20 protein-coding genes are annotated in these 24,686 nt (G+C 70.2%); 12 read left to right on the top strand and 8 right to left on the bottom strand.

Annotated elements, in window-relative coordinates:
• Nucleotides 1-13 precede the first annotated feature (13 nt).
• Complete coding sequence (locus AC07AG_RS21105; RefSeq protein WP_478756620.1) at nt 14-568, top strand: hypothetical protein; 555 nt, start codon at nt 14-16, stop codon at nt 566-568.
• Between the two features lie 15 nt (nt 569-583).
• Here AC07AG_RS21105 and AC07AG_RS21100 read toward each other — a convergent pair whose 3' ends face one another.
• Together AC07AG_RS21100 and AC07AG_RS21095 are read right to left on the bottom strand one after the other, a co-directional pair.
• Nucleotides 584-2,446: an MFS transporter gene (locus tag AC07AG_RS21100; RefSeq protein WP_478756618.1), complete on the bottom strand. Its 1,863-nt coding sequence runs from the start codon at nt 2,444-2,446 to the stop codon at nt 584-586.
• A gap of 228 nt (nt 2,447-2,674) precedes the next feature.
• Complete coding sequence (locus AC07AG_RS21095) at nt 2,675-5,227, bottom strand: D-alanyl-D-alanine carboxypeptidase (RefSeq protein WP_478756617.1); 2,553 nt, start codon at nt 5,225-5,227, stop codon at nt 2,675-2,677.
• A 168-nt stretch (nt 5,228-5,395) separates the two neighbouring features.
• Here AC07AG_RS21095 and AC07AG_RS21090 point away from each other — a divergent pair, with 168 nt between their 5' ends.
• From AC07AG_RS21090 to AC07AG_RS21080, 3 genes are all read left to right on the top strand, one after another.
• Nucleotides 5,396-6,178 (top strand): GOLPH3/VPS74 family protein, encoded by a 783-nt coding sequence (locus AC07AG_RS21090; protein ID WP_383315415.1) that lies wholly within the window; start codon nt 5,396-5,398, stop codon nt 6,176-6,178.
• A gap of 387 nt (nt 6,179-6,565) precedes the next feature.
• Nucleotides 6,566-7,423, top strand: a complete 858-nt coding sequence (locus AC07AG_RS21085; protein ID WP_249589348.1) for a helix-turn-helix domain-containing protein — start codon at nt 6,566-6,568, stop codon at nt 7,421-7,423.
• 227 nt (nt 7,424-7,650) lie between these two features.
• Entirely contained in the window at nt 7,651-7,860 is a 210-nt protein-coding gene (locus AC07AG_RS21080) for a DUF397 domain-containing protein (RefSeq protein ID WP_249589347.1), read from the top strand.
• A 119-nt stretch (nt 7,861-7,979) separates the two neighbouring features.
• On the opposite strand, the gene AC07AG_RS21075 is transcribed toward AC07AG_RS21080, so the two are convergent.
• A complete protein-coding gene (locus AC07AG_RS21075) occupies nt 7,980-8,855 on the bottom strand; it encodes a hypothetical protein (RefSeq protein WP_478756614.1) in 876 nt (291 codons plus the stop codon).
• A gap of 90 nt (nt 8,856-8,945) precedes the next feature.
• Here AC07AG_RS21075 and AC07AG_RS21070 point away from each other — a divergent pair, with 90 nt between their 5' ends.
• Nucleotides 8,946-9,737 (top strand): SDR family oxidoreductase, encoded by a 792-nt coding sequence (locus tag AC07AG_RS21070; RefSeq protein WP_478756612.1) that lies wholly within the window; start codon nt 8,946-8,948, stop codon nt 9,735-9,737.
• Nucleotides 9,738-10,044: 307 nt separating this feature from the next.
• On the top strand, nt 10,045-11,625 hold the full coding sequence (locus AC07AG_RS21065; protein WP_478756610.1) for a sodium:solute symporter family protein: 1,581 nt from the start codon (nt 10,045-10,047) through the stop codon (nt 11,623-11,625).
• Between the two features lie 84 nt (nt 11,626-11,709).
• Here AC07AG_RS21065 and AC07AG_RS21060 read toward each other — a convergent pair whose 3' ends face one another.
• Entirely contained in the window at nt 11,710-12,828 is a 1,119-nt protein-coding gene (locus AC07AG_RS21060; protein WP_478756608.1) for an ADP-ribosylglycohydrolase family protein, read from the bottom strand.
• 230 nt (nt 12,829-13,058) lie between these two features.
• On the opposite strand from AC07AG_RS21060, the gene AC07AG_RS21055 reads away from it, so the two are divergent.
• On the top strand, nt 13,059-13,574 hold the full coding sequence (locus AC07AG_RS21055; protein ID WP_478756606.1) for a hypothetical protein: 516 nt from the start codon (nt 13,059-13,061) through the stop codon (nt 13,572-13,574).
• Nucleotides 13,575-13,731: 157 nt separating this feature from the next.
• Entirely contained in the window at nt 13,732-15,138 is a 1,407-nt protein-coding gene (locus tag AC07AG_RS21050; RefSeq protein ID WP_478756604.1) for an FG-GAP-like repeat-containing protein, read from the top strand.
• 60 nt (nt 15,139-15,198) lie between these two features.
• Here the strand turns inward: AC07AG_RS21050 and AC07AG_RS21045 are convergent, their stop codons facing one another.
• The 3 genes from AC07AG_RS21045 to AC07AG_RS21035 all read right to left on the bottom strand — a co-directional run bounded on the left by AC07AG_RS21045 (nt 15,199) and on the right by AC07AG_RS21035 (nt 19,401).
• Nucleotides 15,199-17,832 carry a bifunctional FO biosynthesis protein CofGH gene (locus tag AC07AG_RS21045; protein ID WP_478756603.1) on the bottom strand — a complete coding sequence of 878 codons (2,634 nt, stop codon included), beginning with the start codon at nt 17,830-17,832 and terminating at the stop codon, nt 15,199-15,201.
• 36 nt (nt 17,833-17,868) lie between these two features.
• Entirely contained in the window at nt 17,869-18,771 is a 903-nt protein-coding gene (locus AC07AG_RS21040) for an LLM class F420-dependent oxidoreductase (protein ID WP_478756601.1), read from the bottom strand.
• A gap of 72 nt (nt 18,772-18,843) precedes the next feature.
• A complete protein-coding gene (locus tag AC07AG_RS21035) occupies nt 18,844-19,401 on the bottom strand; it encodes a hypothetical protein (protein ID WP_478756600.1) in 558 nt (185 codons plus the stop codon).
• Nucleotides 19,402-19,533: 132 nt separating this feature from the next.
• On the opposite strand from AC07AG_RS21035, the gene AC07AG_RS21030 reads away from it, so the two are divergent.
• The 4 genes from AC07AG_RS21030 to AC07AG_RS21015 all read left to right on the top strand — a co-directional run bounded on the left by AC07AG_RS21030 (nt 19,534) and on the right by AC07AG_RS21015 (nt 22,915).
• Nucleotides 19,534-19,950, top strand: coding sequence for an ankyrin repeat domain-containing protein (locus AC07AG_RS21030; protein WP_478756599.1), 417 nt, complete (start codon nt 19,534-19,536; stop codon nt 19,948-19,950).
• 59 nt (nt 19,951-20,009) lie between these two features.
• Entirely contained in the window at nt 20,010-20,336 is a 327-nt protein-coding gene (locus tag AC07AG_RS21025; RefSeq protein WP_478756597.1) for a hypothetical protein, read from the top strand.
• A 106-nt stretch (nt 20,337-20,442) separates the two neighbouring features.
• Entirely contained in the window at nt 20,443-21,984 is a 1,542-nt protein-coding gene (locus AC07AG_RS21020; RefSeq protein ID WP_478756596.1) for a CehA/McbA family metallohydrolase, read from the top strand.
• 85 nt (nt 21,985-22,069) lie between these two features.
• Nucleotides 22,070-22,915 carry an ATP-grasp domain-containing protein gene (locus tag AC07AG_RS21015; RefSeq protein ID WP_478756593.1) on the top strand — a complete coding sequence of 282 codons (846 nt, stop codon included), beginning with the start codon at nt 22,070-22,072 and terminating at the stop codon, nt 22,913-22,915.
• Nucleotides 22,916-22,918: 3 nt separating this feature from the next.
• Here the strand turns inward: AC07AG_RS21015 and AC07AG_RS21010 are convergent, their stop codons facing one another.
• The gene (locus AC07AG_RS21010) at nt 22,919-24,478 is read right to left on the bottom strand and encodes an APC family permease (RefSeq protein WP_478756591.1); all 1,560 of its coding nucleotides are present in this window, start codon (nt 24,476-24,478) and stop codon (nt 22,919-22,921) included.
• Between the last annotated feature and the right edge of the window lie 208 nt (nt 24,479-24,686).

The following is a 24,686-nucleotide window of genomic DNA, read 5'->3' as shown; positions in this document are numbered from 1 at the left end:
GTAGCGTCGACGTATGCGACACCTCCCCCGCGAACTCCCCGGCGGCCTCCGCCCCACCGCACCGGTCCGCCCCACCGCACCGGTCCGCCCCGGCTGGGCCCACGCCGCCGCGCTCTGGCTCGCCGTCAGCTTCGTATGGCATCTCCAGATGGGCGTGATGTACGAGGAGTCCATCGGCCCCGGCGACCACAGCGGCACCGAGATCGCGGTGTTCCTCGCCTACGACGGGCTCGTCACCCTCATGTCGGCCGCCGGGGTCGTCTGCGTCCTGGCCACGGTCAGGCCCTGGGGTGCCCGCGTCCCCCGTTGGCTGGTGCGGGGGCCGCTGATCTTCGGCTGCGTGCTCCTGACCGTGCGCGGTCTTCCCGGCCTCGTCGAGAACATCACCGTGACGACCGGGCTCACCCCGCACGGGCTGCTCGGCATGGAGGACGAGGCGATCGACACCGGCACCTGGGCGTTCTGGAAGAGCATGGCGATCAACGCGTACTTCTTCCTCGGCGCGGTCACGCTCGTCCCGGCCACCCTGCGCCACATCCGCGGCCCGCGCGCGGCTTCTGCGGCCTGATACGGACGAGAGGCCCTAGCGCACGCTCTCGCGCAGTTCCTCCGGGCAGGCGGTGCCGCGGGGCAGCTGGTAGGGGGCGCCGAGGCGGTAGACACCGGGACCCGGAGCGAGCAGCTCGGTCCACTTGTCGCCCTCGGCGTCCTCCTCGGCCTCCATCAGGCAGCCGTTGAGGTTGTCGAACTCCTTGGGGGCGTCCTCGTCGTCCTCGCGCTGCCGCTGGGACTCCTCGGTCTCCCTCGGCCGCTCGACGCCCTTGCCTTCGGCGTCGACGAGGCTGAGCCACGGCGAGTACGGGACACGGATCAGGACGCGGCCCGCCTCCTTCACCTCGATCGTCATGCCGCCCGCCTCGGCGCGGTCGACGACCGCGGGCGGATCGGCGAGCGGCGTCGGGTCGGTGACCTCGTACAGCTGCCAGTTGGAGTCGACCCACACCTGCTTCAGATACGGCAGGCCCCGCTCGACCAGCGCGGCCTCGCGCTTGCCTCCGTCGCCGTCGGGCTCGCCCTTGGGCAGCACGACGTAATGCACGGACCAGCGCTGGAGCCACTCGTGGTAGTTCGCGGAGTTGAGGGTGTCGTCGTAGAAGAGGGGGTTGCGCTCCATGTCCGCCTGGCGGTTCCAGCCGCGGGCGAGGTTCACGTACGGCGCGAGGGCGGATGCCTCGCGGTGGCTGCGCGCGGGCACGACCTCGACGCGGCCCTTCTCGGCGCCGACCTCCTGCAGTTCGTTGACGAGCGGCGCGAGCTCACGCGTCCAGGAGGCCTGGGGCGTCGTGTGCACTATGTCGTCGACCGCCTTGAACCCGACCCAGCCGGTGAAGGCGACGAGCGCCATGACGATCGTGTACCACTTGCGGGACTTCTTCACCGTGAACGGCAGCGCGGCGAGGAACGCGACGCCCGCGAAGGACATCGCGAGGCGGCTGATGTTGGAGCCGATCTGCGAGTTGATCAGCCAGACGCCGAGCACGAAGGCCGCGTACACCGCGGTGGTGATCCGCACGGTCTTCCACTGCTTCGGCACGAGGAAGAAGACGAGGCCGGAGCAGATCAAGGGCAGTGACGCCGACCCGAACGACATCGGCTGCGTGCCGGAGAACGGGAAGAGCCACGCGGACAAGCCCACGACGACGGCGGGCGCGAGCCCGAGCGCGTACGCGCCGGGGTAGCGCTTGCTGAGGAAAAGGGCGACGGCGACCAGGCCCACGAAGAGCCCGGCCACCGGGCTTCCCATGGTCGCGAGCGCGGCGAACGGCGCGGCGACCAGGGCCTTCGCCCACCGCTTGTAGCGCCAGCGGTAGGGCCAGCAGAAGACGGCGGCAACGGCCATCAACGCGAACATCTGACCGAGGCCGTACGTCACGCGGCCCGAGACCGCGTTGCAGAACAGCGCGAAGACACCCGCGAAGGCGGGCCACAGGGGCTGCTTCACCGCACGGCTGCGGATCAGGATCATCGTGAGCAGCGCGGCGGAGACCGTCCCGGCGATCATCATCGTGGTCCGGACGCCGAGCACCGACATCAGATACGGCGAGACGACGCTGTACGACACCGGGTGCATCCCGCCGTACCAGGCGAGGTTGTACGCGGAGTCGGGGTGCCGTCCGACGAACTCGGCCCAGGCGTCCTGCGCGGCGAGGTCTCCACCGCTGTTGGCGAAGGTGAAGAACCACAGGACGTGCAGGACGGCCGCGGTGAGGGTCGTGATGGTCACGGGGTGCCGCAGGAACCGCATCCACCCGGGGGCCTCTTGGGGCGTCACGGGATGGGCGCGGCGCTGGGCGGGCAGCTGTATTCGCGCCCCGGTGCGGGTGCCACCACCGGTGCCGGAATCAGGATCGGCGTCGTCGGCTCGCGTCGGCTCCGCTGTGGCCACTTGCGGCACTCCCCGTGTCGTTCTTGTCCGTCCGGGGGCCGTGTCAGGGGGCCCGTCCCGGAACACCCCGTCGCTCAGCCCCGGCGTACTGCCCCCGAACTTGTGACGCTAGCACGCACGGTCCGCAGGGAGCAGACGTGGGCGGCGGCTTGCGCCTCCGCCCACGCCCACGTCGTACTGCTCCTGCGTCGTGCCGCGTTGCGTTGTACTGCGCGCGTCGCGTCTGCCTCAGCCGACGCGCTTGAGCTTGGCTCCGAAGCCCGGCTCGCCGAGGTCCTTCTGGAGCGCGACGGGCACCTCTACGGCGCCGTCCTTGCCGTCGCCGACGCTCAGCACGCCGACCTTCGTACCGGCCTTCGCCGAGTGCGGGACGGTTTCGCCGCCGTCCTCGCCGAGCTTCAGCTTCACGGTCAGGCCCGACCAGCCCGCGGCGGTGACGTCCTTGGTGGCGACGACCGGGGTCGTGCCGCCCAGGCCGTCGTCGACCTCGCCGACGACATCGCCCTTCTTCACGATCTTCTTGGAGATGAGCGCTTCCTGCCCGGCCTCGATGAGCGTGCGGGTGACCTTGGTGACCTCGTCGATGTTGGCCACGCCGTTCTGCCCGTACTGACCGAGTGCGGCACCGATGATCGTCCGGGTCTCGCCGCCGATCTTCTTCTCCGCGGCGAAGAGGATGTTGCCGCCCGCCGCGGTGGTGGTGCCGGTCTTGATGCCGATGGCGACCGTCGGGACGAGCCCGAAGAAGTTGTTCTGCTTGTCGCCGTTGAGGTCCTTGTAGCTGGGCTGGCGGGAGATCTCGTTGAAGACCGGGTCCTCCATCGCGGCCCGGCCCAGCTTCACGAGGTCCTCGGCGGTCGACACGGTCGTCTTGTCGAGGCCGCTGGGGTCCGTGTAGTGGGTGTTCTTCATGCCGAGTTCCTTGGCCGTCTTGTTCATCTTCGCGACGAACTCGTCCTCGGAATCGCTCTTGGTGTCCCAGCGGGCGAGCAGCTTGGCGATGTTGTTCGCGGACGGCAGCATGACCGCCTGCAGCGCCTCGTACTCGCTGATCTTCTGCCCCTCGGTCACCTTGACGACCGACTCGTTGTCCGCCTTGCCCGTCTCGTAGTGCTTCGCCGCCGCGGCGTCGACCGGGATGTCCGGGCCGTTGTCGCCACCCTTCTTCAGCGGGTGGTCGCGGAGGATCAGATAGACGGTCATGACCTTGGCGATGCTCGCGATCGGCACGGGCTTCTGGCTCCCGCTCGTGCCGAACGTCCCGATGCCGTTGACGTCCATCGCCGCCTCGCCCTGGCTCGGCCACGGCATGGACGGCTTGTCCCCCTCGAAGGAAACCGTCTCCTTCGCGGTGAGCGTGAGGCTGGGCGTCGGCAGCGGACGCACTGCCTGTACGACCGCAAAGACGACCACCATGAGCAGCACCAGCGGCGTCCAGATCTTGACCCTCCGCACGGTGGTGCGCACGCGGGTCTCGGGCGGCGGCGGAGTGTTGGTCAGCTCGGCGAGGAGGTCGAGCGGCGGCCTCGGGGGAAGAGGCTGCTGGGTGGTGCGCTCGGGGCCTACGCTGCCCTTTTCCGGCGTGGGCGCCTTCTCGGGCGTCGCGGCTCCGGCTGCGGGGGCCGCCTTGGCCGGGGGCAGCGCACCGCTGGACGAGGCGTTGTCCAGGGGCTTGAGCGCGACGAACTTGCTGGTGCGCTCGGCCTCGCCTTCCGGCTTTGCGGTCGGCTTTGCGGTCGGCTCTGCAGCGGGCTTTGCCCCGGCCTTGTCGGCGGGCTTGTCCTCAGCCTTGTCGGCCTTGTCGGCGGCCTTGGGCTTGGGCTTGTGGTCGCCCAGCTTGAGCATGGTCGTCGGCTGGTCGACGGCCTTCGGGGGCAGCGCCTTGAAGACGGCGGTGGCCTGATCGACTCCGCCGGAGGGGGGCTCGGGGGTCTCGTCCTTGGCCGCTGCCTCGGCCTTGGTCTCGTCCTTGGCCTCGTCCTCGTCGGCGTCGTCCTCGGTGGAATCCGTGGAGTCGGCGGAGTCGGCGGAGTCAGTGGGCTCGGGGTCCTCCGAGGCGTCGGCCTCGTCGTCAGCCGGGGCCTCGTCGGCCGCATCGCTCTCCGAAGCCGCAGCCTCGGAGTCGGATTCGGATTCGGAGTCGGAGGGCTCGGACTCACCGGCAGCGTCGGACTCGGAGTCGCCGGAGGAGTCATCCTCGTCATCGGCGGCGGTCGCCTCGTCGTCGGCGGTCGCGTCCTCGTCAGAGGCTGCGTCCTCCCCAGAGGCGGCCTCCTCGTCGGCCGCAGCCGCCTCCTGCGCGGACTTCTCGCCCTCCGCGGCCTCGGGGCCCTCCTCGTCCGCGGAGGCCACCCACGCCGCCACAGCGGCGCGCAGCCGCGCGTCGCCCTTCTCCTCGCCCTTGGGCTCGGCCTCGGCCTCGGCGGCCTCGGAAGAACCCTCAGAGGAACCCTCGGCGGACCCCTCGGCGTCCTTGGAGCCGGAGGCATCCGCCTCCGCCTCAGCCGCGGCCGCCTCAGCCACCGCCTTCGTCGAGAAGACGGCCGTCGCCTTGTCCTCCCGAACCTCGTCGCGCACCTCGCCGCGCGTCTCCTCGCGCGCCGCGGGGACCTCGCGGGCCACCGCAAGGCGCGGATCGCGTTCCTCCGGCGCCGGCACGGACGGTTCTGACCCAGTCGGTTTCCCCGACGACTTCCGCTGCTTCGACCTGTCGGGGGTCTCGCCCGCCACCGATGCCTCCTCGTACGCCATGCCGCTCGCGTTGCCGTTGCGCCAAAACATGGCCGGACCCGCTGTCCGAACCATGTACCAGTGTCCTGTGTGGGGGCTTAACCCCCGTGGTAGACGAGAACGACATACCTACTGGTTCCCGTACTTACCGGTCACGCACTCTCGACAGACCAATGTGAGAGGGGTCACCCTGTCATTCATCCACGCGGGGAGGCATGGATGGGCAAGAGCCGCAGAACGATTCCGGAGGAGCTTCTGCTGCTCGCTTTGGACCCGGCCACGGGTACCACAGCGCAGCCGCAGTCGCTCGACCTCGGTCTGGCCGGAGCACAGCTAGTGGAGCTGGCGCTGGCCGGACGGATAGCCCCAGACGGGGATCGTATCGCCGTGGTGATGCCACGGCCGACCGGAGATCCGACTCTGGACTCCGCACTGGAACTGCTGCGCAGGCGCGGCAGCCCGGTTCGGGCAGTCCACTGGATTGGCGGGCCCCGACTGGGGCTGCGCCAGATTTACCTCGCGCACCTGGAGCGGTGCGGCATGGTGCATGCCGTATCGGGCCAGATGTGCGGAGTGCTGCCGACGACTCGCTATCAAGCGACGGACACGGCAATCAGCCGGGACATCAGGTCCCGACTGGACAGTGCGATCCGCACCGGCGTACCTCCGGACCCGCGGACCGCGGCGCTCGCCGCGCTCGCTCACGCAGTGGGACTCGGCAAGCACCTCTACCCCGGCAACGAAGGGCGTTCATCGCGCTCCCGTCTCCGGGACCTGATCAGGCACGACCCGATGGGCGGCCTCGTGGCGCACGCCGTGATGGACGTCCAGAACGGTGTGGCCGCTCAGCCACGCCGCAGCCCGGCCCCAGCGGGCCCGGGTGGGCCGGGTGGGCCTGGTGGACCGGGCGGTGGCCGACAGCCGGCCAGGACCGCGCCGGAACCCGGCGGGGTTCCGATGCAGCCGCGCCGCGGGTCCATGGCACGTGCCGTGGCCCACTGAACCGGTCGCCCTGGCTGGACGCACCGCAGTAACCGCAGCAACCGCAGCAAAAGACTCACCGCAGTAGAGACTCACCGCAGCATCGGCAACAGCAACGCCGCACCGCAGTCCCCCAGACCCGGTTCGGGAGCCGCTGGGCCGCGCGGGGCACTGGCACCGGAACGTCCGGACGACGACACCGGTACCTCCGCCCCGCGCGGCCGCACATTCACGCCGGCACCGCGCGGCCGGGCCGCACCCCTCACACCAGTCCTCACGTCCGTCTTCGTGTCGCATTGCGGTTCGCACCGCACATCGGCTGTTTCCCAGCGGTGCGCGACACGTTGGTGGCACTCTGCTGAACAGCAGATACGCAAAGTAGAGGCATGTAGTCGGAGGTGCACGTCCGTGGCGTCCAGTGTCAATCCCACCGTCAGGCGACGCCGTTTGGGCCAGGAGCTCCGCAGGCTCCGTGAGCTCAAGGGCATGACGGCCGAGGAGGTCGCCGAGCGCCTGCTGGTCTCGCAGTCGAAGATCAGCCGCCTCGAGAACGGCCGCCGTTCGATCAGCCAGCGCGATGTACGCGATCTCTGCGGGGTCTACGAGGTCGAGGACCACCGCATCGTCGACTCGCTCATGCAAATGGCCAAGGACTCGCGCCAGCAGGGCTGGTGGCACTCCTTCGGCGACATCCCGTACAGCGTCTACATCGGTCTGGAGACGGACGCGGCATCCCTGCGCGTGTACGACCCGCAGGTCGTCCCCGGCCTGCTCCAGACCCGTCCGTACGCGGAGGCCCTCATCACCGGCGCCCTGCCGGAGACCACGCCGACGGACATCGAGAAGCGCGTCCAGGTCCGCGTCCGGCGTCAGGAGCGCATCAGCGCCCCGGAGAATCCGCTGCGCCTGTGGACCGTCCTGGACGAGTCCGCGCTGCGCCGCGTGGTCGGCTCCCGGCACCTCATGCGCGACCAGCTGGAGCATCTCGTGGAGCAGTCCCAACTGCCGCACGTGACCGTCCAGGTGATTCCCTTCGAGATGGGTGCGCACCCCGGCCTCAACGGCCAGTACGCGATTCTGGAGTTCCCGGACGCCGCGGATTCCAGCGTGGTCTACATCGAGGGCGTCACGAGCGATCTCTATCTGGAGAAAGCGAACGACGTCCAGCAGTACAGCGTGATGTACGAACATCTGCGGGCACAGGCCCTGAACGTGGATCAATCACGCCAACTCATCGCAGACATCGCGAAAGAGTACGCACGCTAGATCGCGGACCGCGTATACGACCGCCCCGCACAGGAAAGTGCCGCACGGTACACCTTGGCCTCGGCGAGGCGGAAGACCCCACTGGAATATGCCATCCGGTCGAGTGAACGCTCTCTTCACTCAGCGATGTTGGCGAGTAGCGTCATTCACGCCACCAAGCAACACCTGTTGGCGCAGCCGCACTTGGCGGTGACCGCAACTCAACAACTGGGCAAACCGGAGTAACCATGGCAATTCATCAGGGCGCTACGAATACATGGGTCAAGTCCTCGTATTCCACGGGAAACGGCGCGTGTGTCGAGGTCAAGTCCCCCATTTCAACGGCAATTTCGGTCCGGGACTCAAAGGTCACCGAGGGCCCCGTCCTCGCCTTTCCCTCCGACTCATGGCGCGCGTTCGTCTCCGAGGTCGGCCGGGAGACCACACACCTCGGCTGATAGGCGACCCCCCGCACAACAGCACCACAGGATCAGCGAGAGATCAACAACCGCATAAGCAGAACCGATTGAGCCCTCTCGACTGGCCCGCCGTCCCGGCCGAGGGGGCTCGGCCTTTTCTACCGGAGCTGATCGACGTACAGATCCGTTCCCGGCACCGTGGGAATGAACGGCGCCACCAGCTCCACCCTCCCCATCCCTGACTCCGCCACCGCGTCCGCCCGCCCGGCGAAGTGCTCCTGCCAGCACTCCCGCGGATCGGCCTGCAGGAACCAGAGCAGCGTGAGCCGCGTGTCGACTCCCTCGACCTGCTTCACGTACGTCATCCGGTCCCCCGGCAGCGGGGTCGGCCGGAAGATGGTCACCATCGCGGCGGGCGATCCGGCGAGGGCGCGCGGCAGATGCTTGGCGCGCAGCCACTCCAGGAGTTCCTCGCGCCGCCCGACCGATTCGGCGTCGACGACTTCGAGCACGAGGCCCTGGTAGGGGTGGTCGAGCGCGTGGAAGTCGCGGGGTCCCGCGGCCCCGTCCCGGTAGACGGTGGCCTCGTGGTCCTGGAAGGCCGTGAACACGTGCGTGCGGTCCTGGTAGACGCGGCCGTCGCGGTTGAGGCGCTTGTTGATGCCGACGGTCCACTTCATGTGCTCGTCGTAGCGGCCCTCGGTGACCCAGTACGTGGAGAGGTAGCAGCCCGCGGTCAGGGGCTCGGCGACCGCCGACTTCTCGGGCAGGCGCAGGAGTTGGAGCTCCCGGGGTGCGACCCAGCGGCGGCCCGCGTACATCCAGGGCATCGCCATCGCGCCGGCGTAGTAGTGGTCGTCCTCGTACCAGCGGTTGTAGGCGTACTCATGGCCCGGGTGCGGCTCGACCATGGTGATCAGGGCGTGGCCCGGGTGCACGCCGTAGGGCCCGACGGCGGCCAGTTCGCCGTACACCTCGCCGCGGGTGCCGTCGCGCGTGTCCTCGCGGGCGCTGCCGCTGGTGTCCTCGCTCATGCCTCTCCCCTTCCTCCCTCTTCCTTCCTCCGGTGGACGCCCATACTCTGACGCCCCGTCAGCAAAACTGCCAGAGCCGGGAGGCGCCCCATGCGCTCGCTCCTCGAAGGAAAGACCGTCGTCGTCTCGGGGGTCGGTGCCGGTCTCGGCCATCAGGTGGCGGCCGCCGTCGTACGTGACGGGGGCCGGGCCGTCCTCGGGGCGCGCACGGAGGCGAACCTCGCGAAGTCCGCCGCGGAGATCGACCCCGAGGGCACGCGGACGGCGTACCGCGCGACCGACATCACCGACGAGACCCAGTGCGAGGCCCTGGCGGGGCTGGCGCGCGAGCGCTTCGGCGGGATCGACGCGGTGGTCCATGTGGCCGCCTGGGACAGCTACTTCGGGGGTGTTCGGGACGCGGACTTCGCGACCTGGCAGCAGGTGATCGACGTGAACCTCCTCGGCACGCTGCGGATGACGCGGGCCTGTCTGCCCGCGCTCAAGGAGCGGGGCGGCGGCTCGGTGGTGTTCATCGGCACGCAGTCGGCCATCGCCTCGCCCTCGCAGGTGCGGCAGGCGGCATACGCGGCGTCGAAGGGCGCGCTGACGTCGGCGATGTACTCGCTCGCCCACGAGGTGGGGCCCGACCGGATCCGGGTCAACACGGTGCTGCCCGGCTGGATGTGGGGCCCGCCGGTCGAGGCGTACGTCCAGTTCACCGCGCACACCGAAGGGGTGCCGGAGGAGGAGGTGCGGGGGCGGCTCGCGGAGCGGATGGCGCTGCCCGAGCTGGCCACGGACGGGGATGTGGCGGACGCGGCGGTGTTCCTCGCGTCGGACCGGGCGCGGGCCATCACGGGGCAGTCGCTCCTGGTGAACGCGGGAGAGCTGATGCGATAGGGGTTCATGCGGCAGGCGTCGCGCCGCCGAACGGACAACGGCTGTACGGGACCTGGGTCCCGTACAGCCGTTTTTTGCGCGTGGTCAGGGTCCGGCTCGAAGATCACCCAGGATCAAGAATGTGAACGCAGGTCAGCAAACAGAACGATTTTACTTGCTCTTGACCTCACGGGCGGTTGTCCGCGGCGTGCGCCCGAACCCACCATGAGCGGGCACTTCAAGGCCGCCCACGTCCCGTATGTCACGAAACTGGCGAAGTGCACGGCATTTCAGCGCAGTTCACAAGGCGGACCCCTGGAGGGGGCACATGAACAGTCTCGACTGGGCCGTGCTCATCGGCTACTTCGGCGTCATGGTCGCGATCGGCATCTGGTCCCACAAGCGCGTGGACAACGTCAGCGACTTCTTCACCGCGGGCGGCAAGATGCCCTGGTGGCTGTCCGGCATCTCGCACCACATGTCCGGCTACAGCGCGGTGATGTTCACCGGGTACGCGGGCATCGCGTACACCTACGGCGTCACGTCCTTCATCACCTGGTCGTTCCCGATCGCGCTCGGCATCGCCATCGGCTCGAAGCTCTTCGCTCCCCGCATCAACCGGCTGCGCTCACGGCTGCACGTGGCCTCGCCGCTCGAATACCTCAAGAACCGCTACAACCTGAAGACCCAGCAGGCGCTCGCCTGGTCCGGAATGCTCCTGAAGATCGTGGACGTGGCCGCCAAGTGGGCCGCCATCTCCACACTGCTCTCCGTCTTCACCGGCATCTCGATCAACCAGGGCATCCTGATCACCGGCGTGATCACCGCCATCTACTGCACCATCGGCGGCCTGTGGGCCGACGCGCTCACCGAGCTCGGCCAGTTCATCATCCAACTCCTGGCCGGTGTCGCGATGTTCGTGGCCGTGGTCGCCAAGCTCGGCGAGCACGGCGGCTTCTTCGGCGTCTGGGACGAGCCCGAACTGGCCGGTCACGGAAAGCCGTTGGTCGGCCCGTACGGCACGATCTTCCTGCTGGCGTTCCTCTTCATCAAGCTCTTCGAGTACAACGGCGGCATGCTCAACCAGGCCCAGCGCTACATGGCCACGTCGAGCCCCCGCGAGGCGGCGCGCTCGGCCCGGCTCTCGGCGATCCTGTGGCTCGTCTGGCCGGTCGTCCTCTTCTTCCCCATGTGGATGTCCCCGCTCCTGGTCGACGCGCAGAAGCCCGACGGCTCGGACTCGTACGCCCTGATGACCGAACAACTGCTGCCGCACGGCCTGTTGGGACTGGTCATCGTCGGCTTCTTCTCGCACACGATGGCCATGTGCTCATCGGACGCGAACGCGATCGCCGCGGTCTTCACGCGGGACGTGGCACCGGTGGTGTCCAGGGCGGCCAGGAGCTGGAACGACCGCAAGGGCCTCATCGCGGCCCGCCTCACGACGGTGGTCTTCCTGGGCCTCTCGATGGCGGTGGCCACTCAGGTCAACTCCCCCGCGTTCAAGGACATCATCACCGTCGTCATCAAGTGGGTGGCCGGACTGATGGGCCCGATCGCGATCCCGATGATGCTGGGTCTGCTGCGCACGTTCCGCAAGTCGGGACCGACCGCGGCACTGACCAGCTGGTCGATGGGTCTGCTGGCCTTCTGGCTGGTCAACTACCCGATCAACTGGAACGTCGAGGGCGGGGTGCCGCTGGAGTACCAGGTCTCGATCCCCCTGGCGGTCTCGCTCGTCCTCTACATCCTGGTCGGCCACCTGAAGCCGGAGGACACCCCGGAGCGGGACGCGATCATCGAGAAGATCAATACGGATGATGACGGCGACTCCGCCGGTGCGGCAGTTGTTCCGCCGCGGGCGGGCGAGGGTGACGAGGTGGCCACCCCCCAGGGCCGGTTGCCGTAGATCACCGGCTCCGCCGGGTTCGTCCTCGAACGCCGGGCAGGCTGCTTCCCGCGGCCTGTCCGGCGTTCGCGTCGAAGCCCACCCTCACGCCCGCGGATACCGCGCCAGCCACCCCGGCGAGGAAACGGCAGGCCCGTGCAGCGCGGGCCCCTGCGTCATCTCCATCGCGAAGTCGTCCGCAAGCTCAAGAATCGTCGCGCGGCCCTCCAGCTCGGTCAGCCAGCCCGGAGGCAACGCGGTCTCTCCGTGCAGCGCGCCGAGCAGCGCCCCGCACAGGCCTCCCGCTGCGGCGGACGCGCCGCCCTGGTTGACCGCGAGCCGCAGCCCGTGCCGGATGTCCTCGCCCACGAGGGCGCAGTACACGGCGGCGGCGAGCGCGCCCTCGGCTCCCCCGTCCCCCATCAGCTCCTCCACCCGGGAGGGCGTGGGCATCCCCTGCCGCACGGCCCCCAGCGCATGCTTCAGCGCATCGGTGACGGGCTGATGACCGGGCCGGGCGGCGAGCAGCGCAAGCGCCCGCTGGATGGCCCCGTCCAAGGACTCGCCCCGGGCGAGACCGTGCACGAGGACCGTGTGCGCGCCGGCCGCGAGGTAGGCGGTGGGATGGCCGTGCGTCTGCACGGCGCACTCCACGGCCAGCTGAAGCACGAGCTGCGGCTCCCACCCGACCAGCAGCCCGAAGGGAGCGGACCGCGTCACGGCCTCGGCCCCCCGCTCGTCCGGATTCTTGGGGGCCTCCAGCGTTCCCATGGTGTCGTCCCCCAGCCCGACCAGGCAGGCGCGGGCGGGCGAGCGCCGCGAGTAGAGCCACTCCTCGCGGGCCAGCCATCCGTCTTCCTTGCGCCGCTCGTCGGGCCCCCAGTCGCTCTGGGTGGCCGCCCAGCGGCGATAGGCGCGGTGCAGGTCGGTGGGCGGATGCCAGGCGCCGGTGTCGCGCCGCACCTGGGCGCGTATGAGTCCGTCGACGGTGAAGAGGGTGAGCTGCGTGGCCGCGGTGACGGCTCCGCGCCTGCCGTGAGCGGGGGCGGGCTCGGTCAGCCCTTCCGCGCCGTGAGCCTCCCGTATCCCGTCGAGGCTCAGCTCGTCGACGGGCGCGCCAAGGGCGTCCCCGACGGCGGCTCCGAGCAACGTGCCGCGAACCCGGCTGCGGAAGTCCTGCTGCTCGGCACGCCCCCAGACTCCGGTGGCTGCTGCGGTGCTCACGGCACCCCCTCTCCCTGCTCTCGGCGCGCACCCTCTGCGCACGTTCTGCGCAGCACTGTAATCGACCAGGAACGGTCGGTTCAGGGTCGATGCGATATCTAAGGAGTCGCCCTTCAGATCACTTTTGACCGGCCTTCACCAGGGCTTTTCATCGCGGGAGGGGGTGGAAGGGCCATGGCCGGAACCCGTCGGAACCTCGATGTGAAAACCCGATGTGAAAAGCTGCCGCGATGCGCAAGCCCACGCCCCGCGTCGCGTTGATGTCCCTGGCCGCCGCCATCGCCGTCTCGGCCGTCGCCACGGTCGTGCTCGAGTCCTCGGCCTTCCCCGCCAGGGACGACCCGAAGGCCAAGGAAGCCTATGACCAGGGCTATGCGTGGGTGAAGGCCCGTACCGAGGCGGAACCTGACCCGGCGACGCCGCCCGCGCCCGCTCCCGCAACGACCGCCGCGCCCACGCCCGCAACGACCGCGGCGCCCACGCCGTCGTCCCCCTCGCCGTCGGCAAAGCAGCCCTACCCACTCCAGTCCCCGAGCCTCACGACCGAGATACCGACGGACACGATCACGATCAGAACGCGCACGGTCGGCGAGGACGGTGAAGTGGACTACCAGGAGATCTGCCACAGCTACGTCTCCATACCCGAGTACACGGGCGCCCTTCCCGCGAAGTACCGGAGTCACTGGGTACGCGGCTGCCAGGCGGCCCTGGTGCGCCATTCCGGAAGCGGACCGCGCCCCAAGTGACGCGGACCGCACGGACCTTGACGGTGCGTGGGCGCGAACTCCGTGCTCTGTAACGGAAATGTCCGGGCGTCGTAACGGTGAACCTGTGGTGTACAACCACTTGCCCGAGGCGCCCGTCTCCTCTGGTGTCACACGCAGTTTCCCCACAGGAGGACCAGTGCGCCGTTCACTCATTGCCGCCGTCGCCGTCGCCGCGCTCACGACACCGCTCGCCGTCGTCGCCACGGCGGGTTCCGCCGCCGCCGCGCCCGCCGCGTCCGCCGCGAGCAAGCCGGTGACCGACTTCAACCACGACGGATATGCCGACCTCGCCGTCTCCGCGTACCGCGGCGCCGTCGACGGCGTGTCCGGCGCGGGCTACGTCTCGATCGTGTACGGCTCGGCGTCCGGCGCCGACACCGCGCACGCCAAGCAGATCAACCGCACCACCGCCGGCGTACCCGGCGACCCCGAGGTGGACGGCGGCTTCGGCGCGAGCACCGAGGCAGCCGACCTGGACGGCGACGGATACACCGACCTCACCGTGAACAACGGCTCCAAGGACGTCGTGATCTGGGGCTCCGCGAACGGCCTGACCCAGGGCAGCGAGCTGCCGGGCGAGTACGTGCAGACGCTGAAGGCAGGCGACTTCAACGGCGACGGCAAGTCCGACCTCGTCGCCAACTCCTCCTCCACCCTTGAGGTGCGCTACGGCCCCTTCACCCGTGACGGGAAGCCCGCCTCCACCTCGTCCGTCGAGAACGGCGACGACGGCCCCAGGGAGCTCATGGTGGGCGACGTGACCGGTGACGGCGCCGACGACCTCGTCACCAGCCACGACTTCGAGGAGATGCAGCACTCCTCGCGCCTGTGGAAGGGCAGCAAGGACGGCCTCGCCAAGACGTCGACGGCGACCAAGAAGTTCACGACGAACGGCGTCATCGCCGACGTCGACAAGGACGGATACGGCGACCTGGTCGCCCGCGAGGTCGACGAGGTCTCCGAGACCCAGGTCTACGACGCGGGCGCGGTCCGGGTCGTCTACGGCTCCGCGGCCGGCTTCTCCAGCCGCACCGCGAAGATAGACCAGGACACCGCGGGCGTTCCCGGCGCCGGCGAGGCCGCGGAGATCAACGGGCCCGAGCGGGGCGACCAGTTCGGCTACTCCCTTTCCGCGGGTGATGTCACCGGCGACGGCTACGCGGACATCGTTGTCGGCGTGCCCGGCGAGAACCTCGGCGACGTCGCGGACACCGGCGCGGTCGTCCTGCTCAAGGGCGGCGCGAACGGCCTGACCGGCACCGGCGCCCAGGCGTTCAACCAGGACACGGCAGCCGTCCCCGGCGTCTCGGAGAAGGGCGACAACTTCGGTGAGGAGGTCAAGCTCGCCGACGTGAACAAGGACGGCCTCGCCGACCTGACCGTGGGCGTGCCCCAGGAGGACGGCACCACCAAGGACTCGGGCGCCGCCTGGCTGTTCCGTGGCGCCAGGACGGGCCTGACGACGACCGGCATCACGTCGTTCAGCCCGTCCTCGCTCGGCACCCCGGAGGCGGGCGCCCGCTTCGGCGGCGAGCTCGCCTGACCCGCCGTCGGGCGAACTCGCCCGACGGCCCCGCCCCGCCGGGCTGACCTCTCCCCCGAGTCAGTCCAGGACGGGAAGCAGCTCCGGGAGGTGGCCGTCCGAAGCGGCGGCCGCCTCCTGGCGCTCCAGCGGCACCTCTCCGTACAGCGTCGTCCGTGGTTTCGCCGGACGCCCGGCCTCCTCCGCGATCGAGACGAGGTCCTTGACCGAGCGGTACGAGCCGTAACTGGAGCCCGCCATGCGGGAGATGGTCTCCTCCATCAGCGTCCCGCCCAGGTCGTTCGCGCCCGAGCGCAGCATCTCCGCCGCACCCTCCGTGCCCAGCTTCACCCAGCTGGTCTGGATGTTCGGGATGTGGGGGTGCAGCAGCAGCCGGGCCATCGCCACCACCGCGCGGTTGTCGCGGGTCGTCGGCCCCGGGCGTGCGATGCCCGCCAGATACACCGGCGCGTTCGTGTGGATGAAGGGCAGCGTCACGAACTCCGTGAAGCCCTCCACCCCCTTGCTCAGTGCCTCCTGCTGGATCGCGGCCAGCGTGCGGAAGTGCCCGAGCCAGTGCCGCGGCTGGTCCACATGCCCGTACATCATCGTCGAGGACGAGCGGATGCCCAGCTCGTGGGCCGTCTTGACCACCTCGATCCACGTCGCCGTGGGCAGCTTGCCCTTGGTCAGGACCCAGCGCACCTCGTCGTCGAGGATCTCCGCGGCCGTGCCGGGGATCGAGTCCAGGCCCGCTTCCTTCGCGGTGCTGAGCCAGTCCCGTATCGAAAGACCCGTGCGCGTCGCGCCGTTCACGACCTCCATCGGCGAGAAGGCGTGCACGTGCATGCCCGGCACGCGCTCCTTCACCGCACGCGCGATGTCGAAGTAGGCGGTGCCCGGCAGGTCCGGGTGGATGCCGCCCTGCATGCACACCTCGGTGGCGCCCACCTCCCAGGCCTGCGCGGCCCGGTCCGCGACCTGGTCCAGGGAGAGCGTGTACGCGTCGGCGTCCGTGCGGCGCTGGGCGAACGCGCAGAAGCGGCAGCCGGTGTAACAGACGTTCGTGAAGTTGATGTTGCGCGTGACGATGTACGTGACGTCGTCGCCGACCATCGACTTGCGCACGTCGTCCGCGATGCCGCACAGCGCGTCGAGCGCGGGCCCGTCCGCGTGCAGCAGGGCCAGCGCCTGCTCGTCACTCAGGCGCGTCGGGTCGTCGGCAGCGGTCTTGAGCGCGGCCCGCACGTCGCCGTCGATGCGTGAGGGGACCATGCCGGGCGCGGCCTGCTCGCGCAGGGCCTCCCAGTCGCCGTACACCTCGTCGAAGTCGTCGCGGCGGTCGGACGTGCGGCCCGTCGTGTCGATCGTGCGGTGCAGGTCCGTGCGGCCGGACGAGGCGACGTACCCCTCGTCGGGCTCCTGCCAGGGCAGTCCGCTCGGCCGTGCGTCCTCGTTCGCCAGGCCCGTCTCCGGGTCGACGAGCGCGCGCACGTGCGGCAGCAGGCGCGGGTCGAGCCAGGGCTCGCCGCGCTCGATGAACTCGGGGTAGATCGTGAGCCGTTCGCGCAGCGTGAAGCCCGCGTCGGCGGTCTTGCGCGCCAGTTCGTCGATGTGCGGCCAGGGGCGCTCGGGGTTCACGTGGTCGGGCGTGAGGGGCGAGACGCCGCCCCAGTCGTCGATGCCCGCGCCGATGAGCAGCGCGTACTCCGCGTCCACCAGGTTCGGCGGCGCCTGGATGCGGGCGCTCGGGCCGAGGATGTGCCGGGCCACCGCGATGCACGCGGCGAGCTCCTCAAGCTCGGCGTCGGGCATGCCGCGCATGGCCGTGTCCGGCTTGGCGCGGAAGTTCTGGACGATGACTTCCTGGATGCCGTGGTACGAACGCTGCGTCGAGCGCAGCCGGAAGAGGGCGTCCGCCCGCTCCTCGTACGTCTCGCCGATCCCGATCAGGACCCCGGTGGTGAAGGGGACGTTCGAGCGGCCCGCGTCCTCCAGGACCCGCAGCCTGACCGCGGGCTCCTTGTCGGGCGAACCGTGGTGCGGGCCCCCCGGCTCGCTCCACAGCCGCGTCGCCGTCGTCTCCAGCATCATCCCCATGGAGGGCGCGACGGGCTTGAGCCGCTGCAGGTCGGTCCAGGTCATGACGCCGGGGTTGAGGTGCGGGAGCAGACCCGTCTCCTCAAGGACGCGGATCGCCATCGCGCGGACGTAGGCGAGGGTGTCGTCGTAGCCCTCCGCCTCCAGCCACTCGCGCGCCTCGGGCCAGCGGTCCTCCGGGCGGTCGCCGAGCGTGAACAGGGCTTCCTTGCAGCCCATTTCCGCCCCGCGCCGCGCGATGTCGACGACCTCGTCCGGCGAGAGGAACATCCCGTGCCCGTCGCGCCGCAGCTTGCCGGGGACGGTCACGAAGGTGCAGTAGTGGCACTTGTCCCGGCACAGCCGGGTCAGCGGGATGAAGACCTTCTTCGAGTACGTGATGACGCCGGGCCGCCCCACCGCCGCGAGCCCCGCGTCACGCACCCGCGCGGCGGACGTGGCGAGGTCCTTCAGGTCGTCGCCGCGCGCCTGGAGCAGCACGGCGGCCTCGGCGGTGTCGAGCGCGACTCCGTCCCTGGCCCGTTTGAGGGCGCGTCGCATGGCGTTGGCGGTGGGTCGGGCCGGCGCGGGGGCCGACTCCTGAGGGCCTGGGTCCTGCGGCGCGCTGTTGGTCATGCGTCCGAGCATACGAGCGACCTCCCGGAGAAACAGCTACAGGTCAGTGCTGGTTCGGTCCTGCCCGGCGGGGGCGGGTGTGAGGTGCACGTATCGCTCGAACCCGTCGAGCACCCGGAGAACCTCGGCTTCACCGCCCGCCGGAAGCTGCACGATGACCTCGTCCACGCCGAGCTCTTCGTAGTGCGCGAGCTTGCCCTCGGTCGGCTCGACGGCGGAGAGCGCCACGTACAGACCGGCGGGGTCGCGGCCCGCGTCCGCCCAGGCGGTGCGCAGCGCGGGGAGCGTCTCGCGCAGTCCGCCGCCGCCGATGGGCAGCCAGCCGTCGGCGTACTCCGCGATGTGCGCGAACAGCTGGGGGCCCGCGGCCCCGCCGATGAGGGTGCGGGGGCCGTGGAGTGGGCCCTCCTTGCGCGGGCGGGGCGCGCGCACCGGCTTCGGATGGACGTCGCTGGCCCGGACACTGGCGAACTCACCCTCGTACGACGTCGGTTGCTCGGCCCACAGCGCCCGCATGACCGCCATCCGGTCCCGCACGAGCGCGCGCCGCGTGCGCCACTGGACGCCGTGGTCGGCGGCCTCCTCCTTGTTCCAGCCGTAGCCGATGCCGAGGGTGAAGCGGCCGCCGGAGAGGTGGTCGAGGGTCGCGATCTGCTTGGCCAGGTCGATGGGGTCGTGCTGCCCGACGAGCGTGATGTTCGTGCCGAGTCCGAGCCGGTCGGTGACGGCGGCGGCCTGGGCCAGGGCGACGAAGGGGTTGAGCATGCGGGCGCACTCGGGCGGGAGTTCACCGCCGGGGTAGGGCGTCTCGCGGGACACGGGGATGTGGGAGTGCTCGGGGAGGTGGAGCGCCGCGAAGCCGCGCTGCTCCAGCTCACGGGCCAGGCGGATCGGGGTGATGGTCTCGTCGGTGAGGTAGAGGGTGGCGGCAACTCGCATGTGGTGGCCTCCGGTCACGTCGTCGTACGTCGCCGTGCCGCTCGCGCACGGACTTCCGTACGCGAGCGGGGCTCACTTACTAGCCGCCTGCGCCGCAGGAGTCCATGCCGCGCCCGCACCTCCCGTCCGCCGCCTGTAGTACGCGGCCGTCACCGCGACGAGCAGCGGGGCCCACAGGACGAGCGGCGCGTAGCAGGCCACGAGGAGTGCCTCCTTGGCCGCGCTGCCGGTGACGCCCGGACCCAGGCCCGCGTACTGGGCGTAGGCGAACCAGCCCATGATCGCGAAGAGACCGGCCGCCCCGAGCAGGGCCGGGACCACCGCGGCGAGCGGCCGCACCCTGCGCCCGCCGAGCAGCGGTATCCACCCCGGCACGACCTCGCCCCACCCGCGCACCAGGCCGAGCGTCAGCAGGGCGAGGCCCTCGGAGACGACGCTGAGCCCCAGGACGTAGAGCACCGCCGCCCATCCCCTGACGGGCTCGTCGGCCACCGGGAGCCCGGCGACGAGGGCGATCCGCCACAGCCCGGAGGGGAGCGTGGCCAGGGGGACGGCGTGGGCGGCGATCACGGCCCAGCGGGGCACGTCGGGCAGTGCGGTCGTCTTCAGCACGTTCGGCATGTTCGGCATGCGAGCCATGCTGGCCGCGGGTCCGTGCCGCCCACATCGGCGTACGGGCCGAGTACGGGCCGCGCCCCTCCGCCGCACGGGGGAGCGGAAAATCCGACCACCTCGCGCACCCGCCGAACTACCCTGCCCCTCATGAGCAGACGGCGCCACAAGAAACAGACGAAGAAGCTGGTCCTGGCAGCGCAGCTGGGCTGCACCACCCAGGCGAAGGCGCTGCTGCGAGCGGGCGCGGACCCGCGGGCCGCCGACCCCGACGGCACGACCCCGCTGTACGGAGCGTCCGTCCACGGCACGGCGCCCATCGTCCGGGCCCTCCTGGCGGCGGGCGCCGACCCCGACGCCGAGAGCGGCCACGGCGACCAGGGCACGCCGCTGTGCGGGGCCGCATGCTGGGGCCACACCGAAGCCGTGCGCGAACTCCTCGCCCACGGCGCGGACCCCAACCTCCGCGAGGACGGCGGCACGGGCAGCACCCCGCTGTACTGGGCGACGCAGGGATCGCACGAGGAGACGGCGGCCGTGCTTCGCGCGGCGGGCGCGAGCACCTAGGCGCGGGGCGCCGCATGCCCTAGGATCCGCCGGAATCAAAGGAATCGGGGGGTTTCACCATGCGACTTCGCTTCGCGACCGTACTGCTGCTGCTCGGCGCACTGATGGGGGGCACGGCTTCCGCGGGCGCCTACGCGGCCACTCCACGGACGGCATCGGCATCCGCTTCGACGGCGCACACGGCAGGTGCCGCCGCCGCGAGGACGGACACCAGGGCGGCGGACGAGTCACGGGCCCAGCCCGAGGCCAAGCCCAAGAAGAAAAAGAAGAAGTCCAAGGGCGGGTCCATCGGGCTGGTCCTCGGGATCATCCTCGTCGTCGTCGTGATCGTCGTCATCGTCGTGATCGCCCGCAACCGCGCGCGCAAGGGCCGCCGCGGCGCCTGAGCGACACCCCGCGTAAGTCTGTCAATTGCCTTCCCTTGCCGGAGAGTTCACGGCTCAATACCAGGGTTGCCCTGCAGTCCCTTCCGACACCCTGGGGAGCCGACACATGTGCGAGGACGAACACCACCGGGCCGGACCCGCCGACACACCCCTCAACCGGCGCGGTCTGCTCGTGACGGGAGCCGCCGCCGCGCTTACGTTGAACAGCGTGAGCTTCGCGAGCGCCTCGGGGCGCGCATCCGGAAGTGACGACGAGACCAAGGTGGTGCGCGGGACGCTGCCCACCGGGTCACCCGACTTCGTGTATCTGCCGGTCGAAGTCCCCGACGGCGTACGGGAGATCCACGTCGCGTACACCTACGAGAAGGTCACGGTCCCGGCGGGCACCCAGGGCAACGCGCTCGACATCGGCATCTTCGACCAGCGCGGCACCGCCCTCGGCGGCAAGGGATTCCGCGGCTGGTCGGGCGGCGCGCGCACGGAGTTCTTCATCCGCGCCGACGACGCGACCCCCGGCTACATCCCGGGTCCGGTCAAGGCAGGCACCTGGAACATCGCGCTCGGCCCGTACACGGTCGCCCCGCAGGGCCTGCCCTACGAGGTCACGATCACCCTCAAGTACGGGGCGCCCGGCAAGACGGTCAGGCCCGTCTACCCGCCGGAGCGGGCGAAGGGGCGTGGCCGCGCCTGGTACCGCGGCGACTGCCACCTGCACTCCTGGTACTCGGACGGCAGGCGCACCCCGGCCGAGATCGCGGCCCTCGCGCGCGCGGCGGGCCTCGACTTCATCAACTCCTCCGACCACAACACGCACTCCGCGCACGCCCATTGGGCCGACGAGGCGGGCGACGATCTGCTCGTCATGCTGGGCGAGGAGATCACCACGCGCAACGGCCACGTGGTCGCGCTCGGCACGGACCCCGGCACGTTCATCGACTGGCGCTACCGCGCCCGCGACAACCGCTTCGGCAAGTACGCCCGCGAGGTCCGCGACGCGGGCGGCCTCGTCGTCCCCGCCCACCCGCACGCCACCTGCATCGGCTGCAACTGGAAGTTCGGCTTCGGGGAAGCGGACGCGGTGGAGGTGTGGAACGGCGCCTACACCCCGGACGACGAGATCTCCCTGGCCGACTGGGACAGCACCCTCGTCGCCTCCGTCCGGGGCCGCAAGCCGTGGATCCCCGCCATGGGCAACAGCGACGCCCACCGCGACCCCGACCCCATCGGCACCCCGCAGACGGTGGTCCTCGCGGACGACCTGACCCGCGACGCCATCCAGGCGGGCATCCGCGCCGGCCACAGCTACGTCGCCGAGTCCAAGAACGTCACGCTCAAGTTCACGGCGACGGGCGGCAAGGGCAAACAAGCGGGCATCGGCGAGCGCCTCTACGTCGAGCAGGACGCCCCGGTGTCGGTCCGCCTGGACGTCACGGGCGCCCCCGGCTGCACGATCCGCTTCGTGACGGACCAGGGCGTCCTGTTCACCTCACCGGCGCTGCCCGCCTCCGGAACCGGCACGGCGGAGTGGCGGACGACGCCCTCGTACTCGGCGTACGTACGGGCAGAGGTCCGCCACGCGCCCACCGTGCCGGGCCTGCCGGGCCCCCTGACGGCGTTCACGAACCCGGTGTTCCTGGGCCGGAGCTAGACGCTCCGGGGCGGCGTGGAGGGACCGCGTCGACCGCCTTAGGGTCGAGACCAAGGACCCGCAAGCGCCGCCCCAGGAGAGCCCCATGCCGTCCGCCCAGCCGCCCACGAGGCCCCGCCTCCTGTTCGTCACCGACCTCGCCTACGAGGCGCGGGGCCGCAGGTACTGCGACGAGGACATCACGCTCGCCTCCCGCCTCCGCGAGGACTTCGACACGGCGCTCTGCCACCCGCTGGACGCGGCCGCGCTGATGGACTCCTTCGACGCGGTCCTGATCCGCAACAGCGGCCCGGTCCTGAACTACCAGGCGGCGTTCGACGCCTTCCGCACCCGGGCGGTCGCCTCCGGCACCCGTGTCTACAACCAGCTGACGGGCAGCGCGGACATGGCGGGCAAGCAGTACCTCGTCGACCTGACGGCGGAGGGCCACCCGGTGATCCCGACGGTCGACCGCCTTGCGGACGTGGGGAAGCTCCCGGACACGGCCGAGTACGTGATCAAGCCCAAGCAGGGCGCGGACTCGATAGGCCTGCGGTTCCTCACCCGGACCGAGCTGGAGACCCACGTACACACCGAGGGCGCGACGCTCGTCCAGCCGCGCATCGACTTCACGTACGAGGTGTCGTTCTACTTCGTCGACGACACGTTCCAGTACGCCCTGCACGCCCCGCACCCGGACAGACGCTGGGTCCTCGAGCCCTACGCCCCGTCCCCCGCGGACCTGGCCTTCGCCCAGCGCTTCATCGACTGGAACACCGTCGACCACGGCATCCAGCGCGTCGACGCCTGCCGCACGCGCGCGGGCGAACTGCTCCTGGTCGAACTGGAGGACCTCAACCCGTACCTGTCCCTGGACCTCGTCCCCCAGGAACACCGCGACGCCTTCATCACGAACCTGAAGGCGTCACTGCGGAGGCTGCTGGCGAGCTGAGGCTCAGTCCGCGACGACCAGCGCCGGGGTGTCCCGCTTCAGGACCTCGCCCCGGAAGAACGCCGGGCTCCTGCGGCCCATCGCCAGCATGATCACCACGCCGAGCAGCAGCAGGCCCACGCCGATCACGAAGACCGACCCGACGCCGAAGACGGAGGAGCCGCTGCCGTAGGCGGGGTTCCACATGTCCACCAGCGTCTTGACGAAGACCGCGGTCAGCAGGATGCCGCCGAACACCGGGAAGAAGCCCTTGAAGGCGAAGTCGCGCGCGGACGAGAACAGCTCGCGGCGGAAGTACCAGACGCAGGCGAAGGCCGTCAGCGCGTAGTAGAAGCAGATCATGAGGCCGAGCGCGTAGATCGTGTCGACCAGGACGTGCTCGGAGACCAGCGTCATGACCGTGTAGAAGACGCCGGTCGCGACGCCCGCGACGACCGTGGCACGGCCCGGGGTCTTGAACCGGGGGTGCACGCGCGCGTAGGACGGCGGCAGTGCCTCGTACGTCGACATCGCGAGGACCGTGCGGGCCACGGGGATGAACGTGGTCTGCAGGCTGGCGGCGGCCGAGGCGAGGACGGCGACGAAGAGCAGGATGCCCAGGCCGTTGCCCATGATGGGCCCGGCGAGCGCGGCGAAGACGTTGTCGGAGGTGTCCGGGTTGGCGAGGCCGAGGCCCTTGTCACCGGAGCCGACGGCCATCTGGGCGGCGATCCCGGTGGCGAGGTAGGAGCCGATCAGGACGACCATCGAGATGAGCGCCGCGCGGCCGGGGGTCTTCTCGCTGCCGGTGGTCTCCTCATTGGCGGTCAGGCACGCGTCCCAGCCCCAGAACATGAAGATCGACAGGGAGAGACCGGCCGTGAAGGCGCCGAAGGACTGGACCGAGAACGGGTTCAGCCAGGACCAGGAGAAGTCCATGGATCCGGCGATGTCCCCGCTGCGGGCCTTGCCCAGGGCCATCACGACGAAGAGCGCGAGGACCACCAGCTGAAGGCCGACCAGGAGGTACTGCACGCCCTTGGTGGCCGTCATCCCCCGATAGCTGATGGCCGTCGCGGCAGCGATCAGGGCCAGGCACGTGAGGATGTGGACGGCCTTGTTGTCGTCCAGGGCGGCGACCGAGTCGCTGCTCGTGATCTCGCCCGCCAGGAGCCAGAAGTACGAGGTCGCCACGCCCGCCAGGTTCGACAGGACGATGATCGTGGCGATGACGAGGCCCCAGCCGCACATCCAGCCGATCCGGGGGCCGAAGGCCTTGACCGTCCAGGTGAAGGACGTGCCGCAGTCCGGCATGGCCTTGTTGAGCTCGCGGTAGGCGAAGGCCACCAGGAGCATCGGCAGGAAGCCCGCGAGGAAGACCGCGGGCATCGCCAGGCCGACCTCGCCGGCCGTGGAGCCGAGGGTCGACGTCAGGCAGTAGACGGGGGCGACGGTGGAGATGCCGATGACGGCGCTGCCCATGAGGCCGACGGAGTTCCCGCCGAGGCCTTTGGCGCGTACGCCCCCGTCTGGGGCGCCGCCTACCGTGTCTCCGGCCTGGGGCCGTACGTCCAACTGGGTCATGAACAGGACGTTAAGGGCTGCGGTTTCCACATGCGGAGGATGAACATCCGGATCCATTGGCTTGCAATCCATGGGCGAATCGGGGCATGCCCCATGGATTGCTTCATCACTCAACCGAATCGCTTGCTCATTGCCAGGCAAATGCCAGACCGTCCGGTATGCGGGAACCGCAGCACTGTCCATTTTGTCCTAGTTCAAAATTTTCCCG

It is taken from the genome of Streptomyces sp. NPDC044044 (assembly GCF_056434405.1).
Note: the sequence above shows the minus strand (reverse complement) of the source record. Positions and strands in the feature narration are given on the sequence as shown.

Coding starts and splice junctions, on each gene's coding strand:
- AC07AG_RS21090 (WP_383315415.1), top strand. CDS start 5,396: ATGGGCAAGAGCCGCAGAACGATTCCGGAGGAGCTTCTGCTGCTCGCT.
- AC07AG_RS21080 (WP_249589347.1), top strand. CDS start 7,651: ATGGCAATTCATCAGGGCGCTACGAATACATGGGTCAAGTCCTCGTAT.
- AC07AG_RS21095 (WP_478756617.1), bottom strand. CDS start 5,227: ATGTTTTGGCGCAACGGCAACGCGAGCGGCATGGCGTACGAGGAGGCA.
- AC07AG_RS21075 (WP_478756614.1), bottom strand. CDS start 8,855: ATGAGCGAGGACACCAGCGGCAGCGCCCGCGAGGACACGCGCGACGGC.
- AC07AG_RS21015 (WP_478756593.1), top strand. CDS start 22,070: ATGCCGTCCGCCCAGCCGCCCACGAGGCCCCGCCTCCTGTTCGTCACC.
- AC07AG_RS21040 (WP_478756601.1), bottom strand. CDS start 18,771: ATGCGAGTTGCCGCCACCCTCTACCTCACCGACGAGACCATCACCCCG.
- AC07AG_RS21065 (WP_478756610.1), top strand. CDS start 10,045: ATGAACAGTCTCGACTGGGCCGTGCTCATCGGCTACTTCGGCGTCATG.
- AC07AG_RS21055 (WP_478756606.1), top strand. CDS start 13,059: ATGCGCAAGCCCACGCCCCGCGTCGCGTTGATGTCCCTGGCCGCCGCC.
- AC07AG_RS21105 (WP_478756620.1), top strand. CDS start 14: ATGCGACACCTCCCCCGCGAACTCCCCGGCGGCCTCCGCCCCACCGCA.
- AC07AG_RS21035 (WP_478756600.1), bottom strand. CDS start 19,401: ATGCCGAACATGCCGAACGTGCTGAAGACGACCGCACTGCCCGACGTG.
- AC07AG_RS21070 (WP_478756612.1), top strand. CDS start 8,946: ATGCGCTCGCTCCTCGAAGGAAAGACCGTCGTCGTCTCGGGGGTCGGT.
- AC07AG_RS21045 (WP_478756603.1), bottom strand. CDS start 17,832: ATGACCAACAGCGCGCCGCAGGACCCAGGCCCTCAGGAGTCGGCCCCC.
- AC07AG_RS21030 (WP_478756599.1), top strand. CDS start 19,534: ATGAGCAGACGGCGCCACAAGAAACAGACGAAGAAGCTGGTCCTGGCA.
- AC07AG_RS21020 (WP_478756596.1), top strand. CDS start 20,443: ATGTGCGAGGACGAACACCACCGGGCCGGACCCGCCGACACACCCCTC.
- AC07AG_RS21010 (WP_478756591.1), bottom strand. CDS start 24,478: ATGACCCAGTTGGACGTACGGCCCCAGGCCGGAGACACGGTAGGCGGC.
- AC07AG_RS21025 (WP_478756597.1), top strand. CDS start 20,010: ATGCGACTTCGCTTCGCGACCGTACTGCTGCTGCTCGGCGCACTGATG.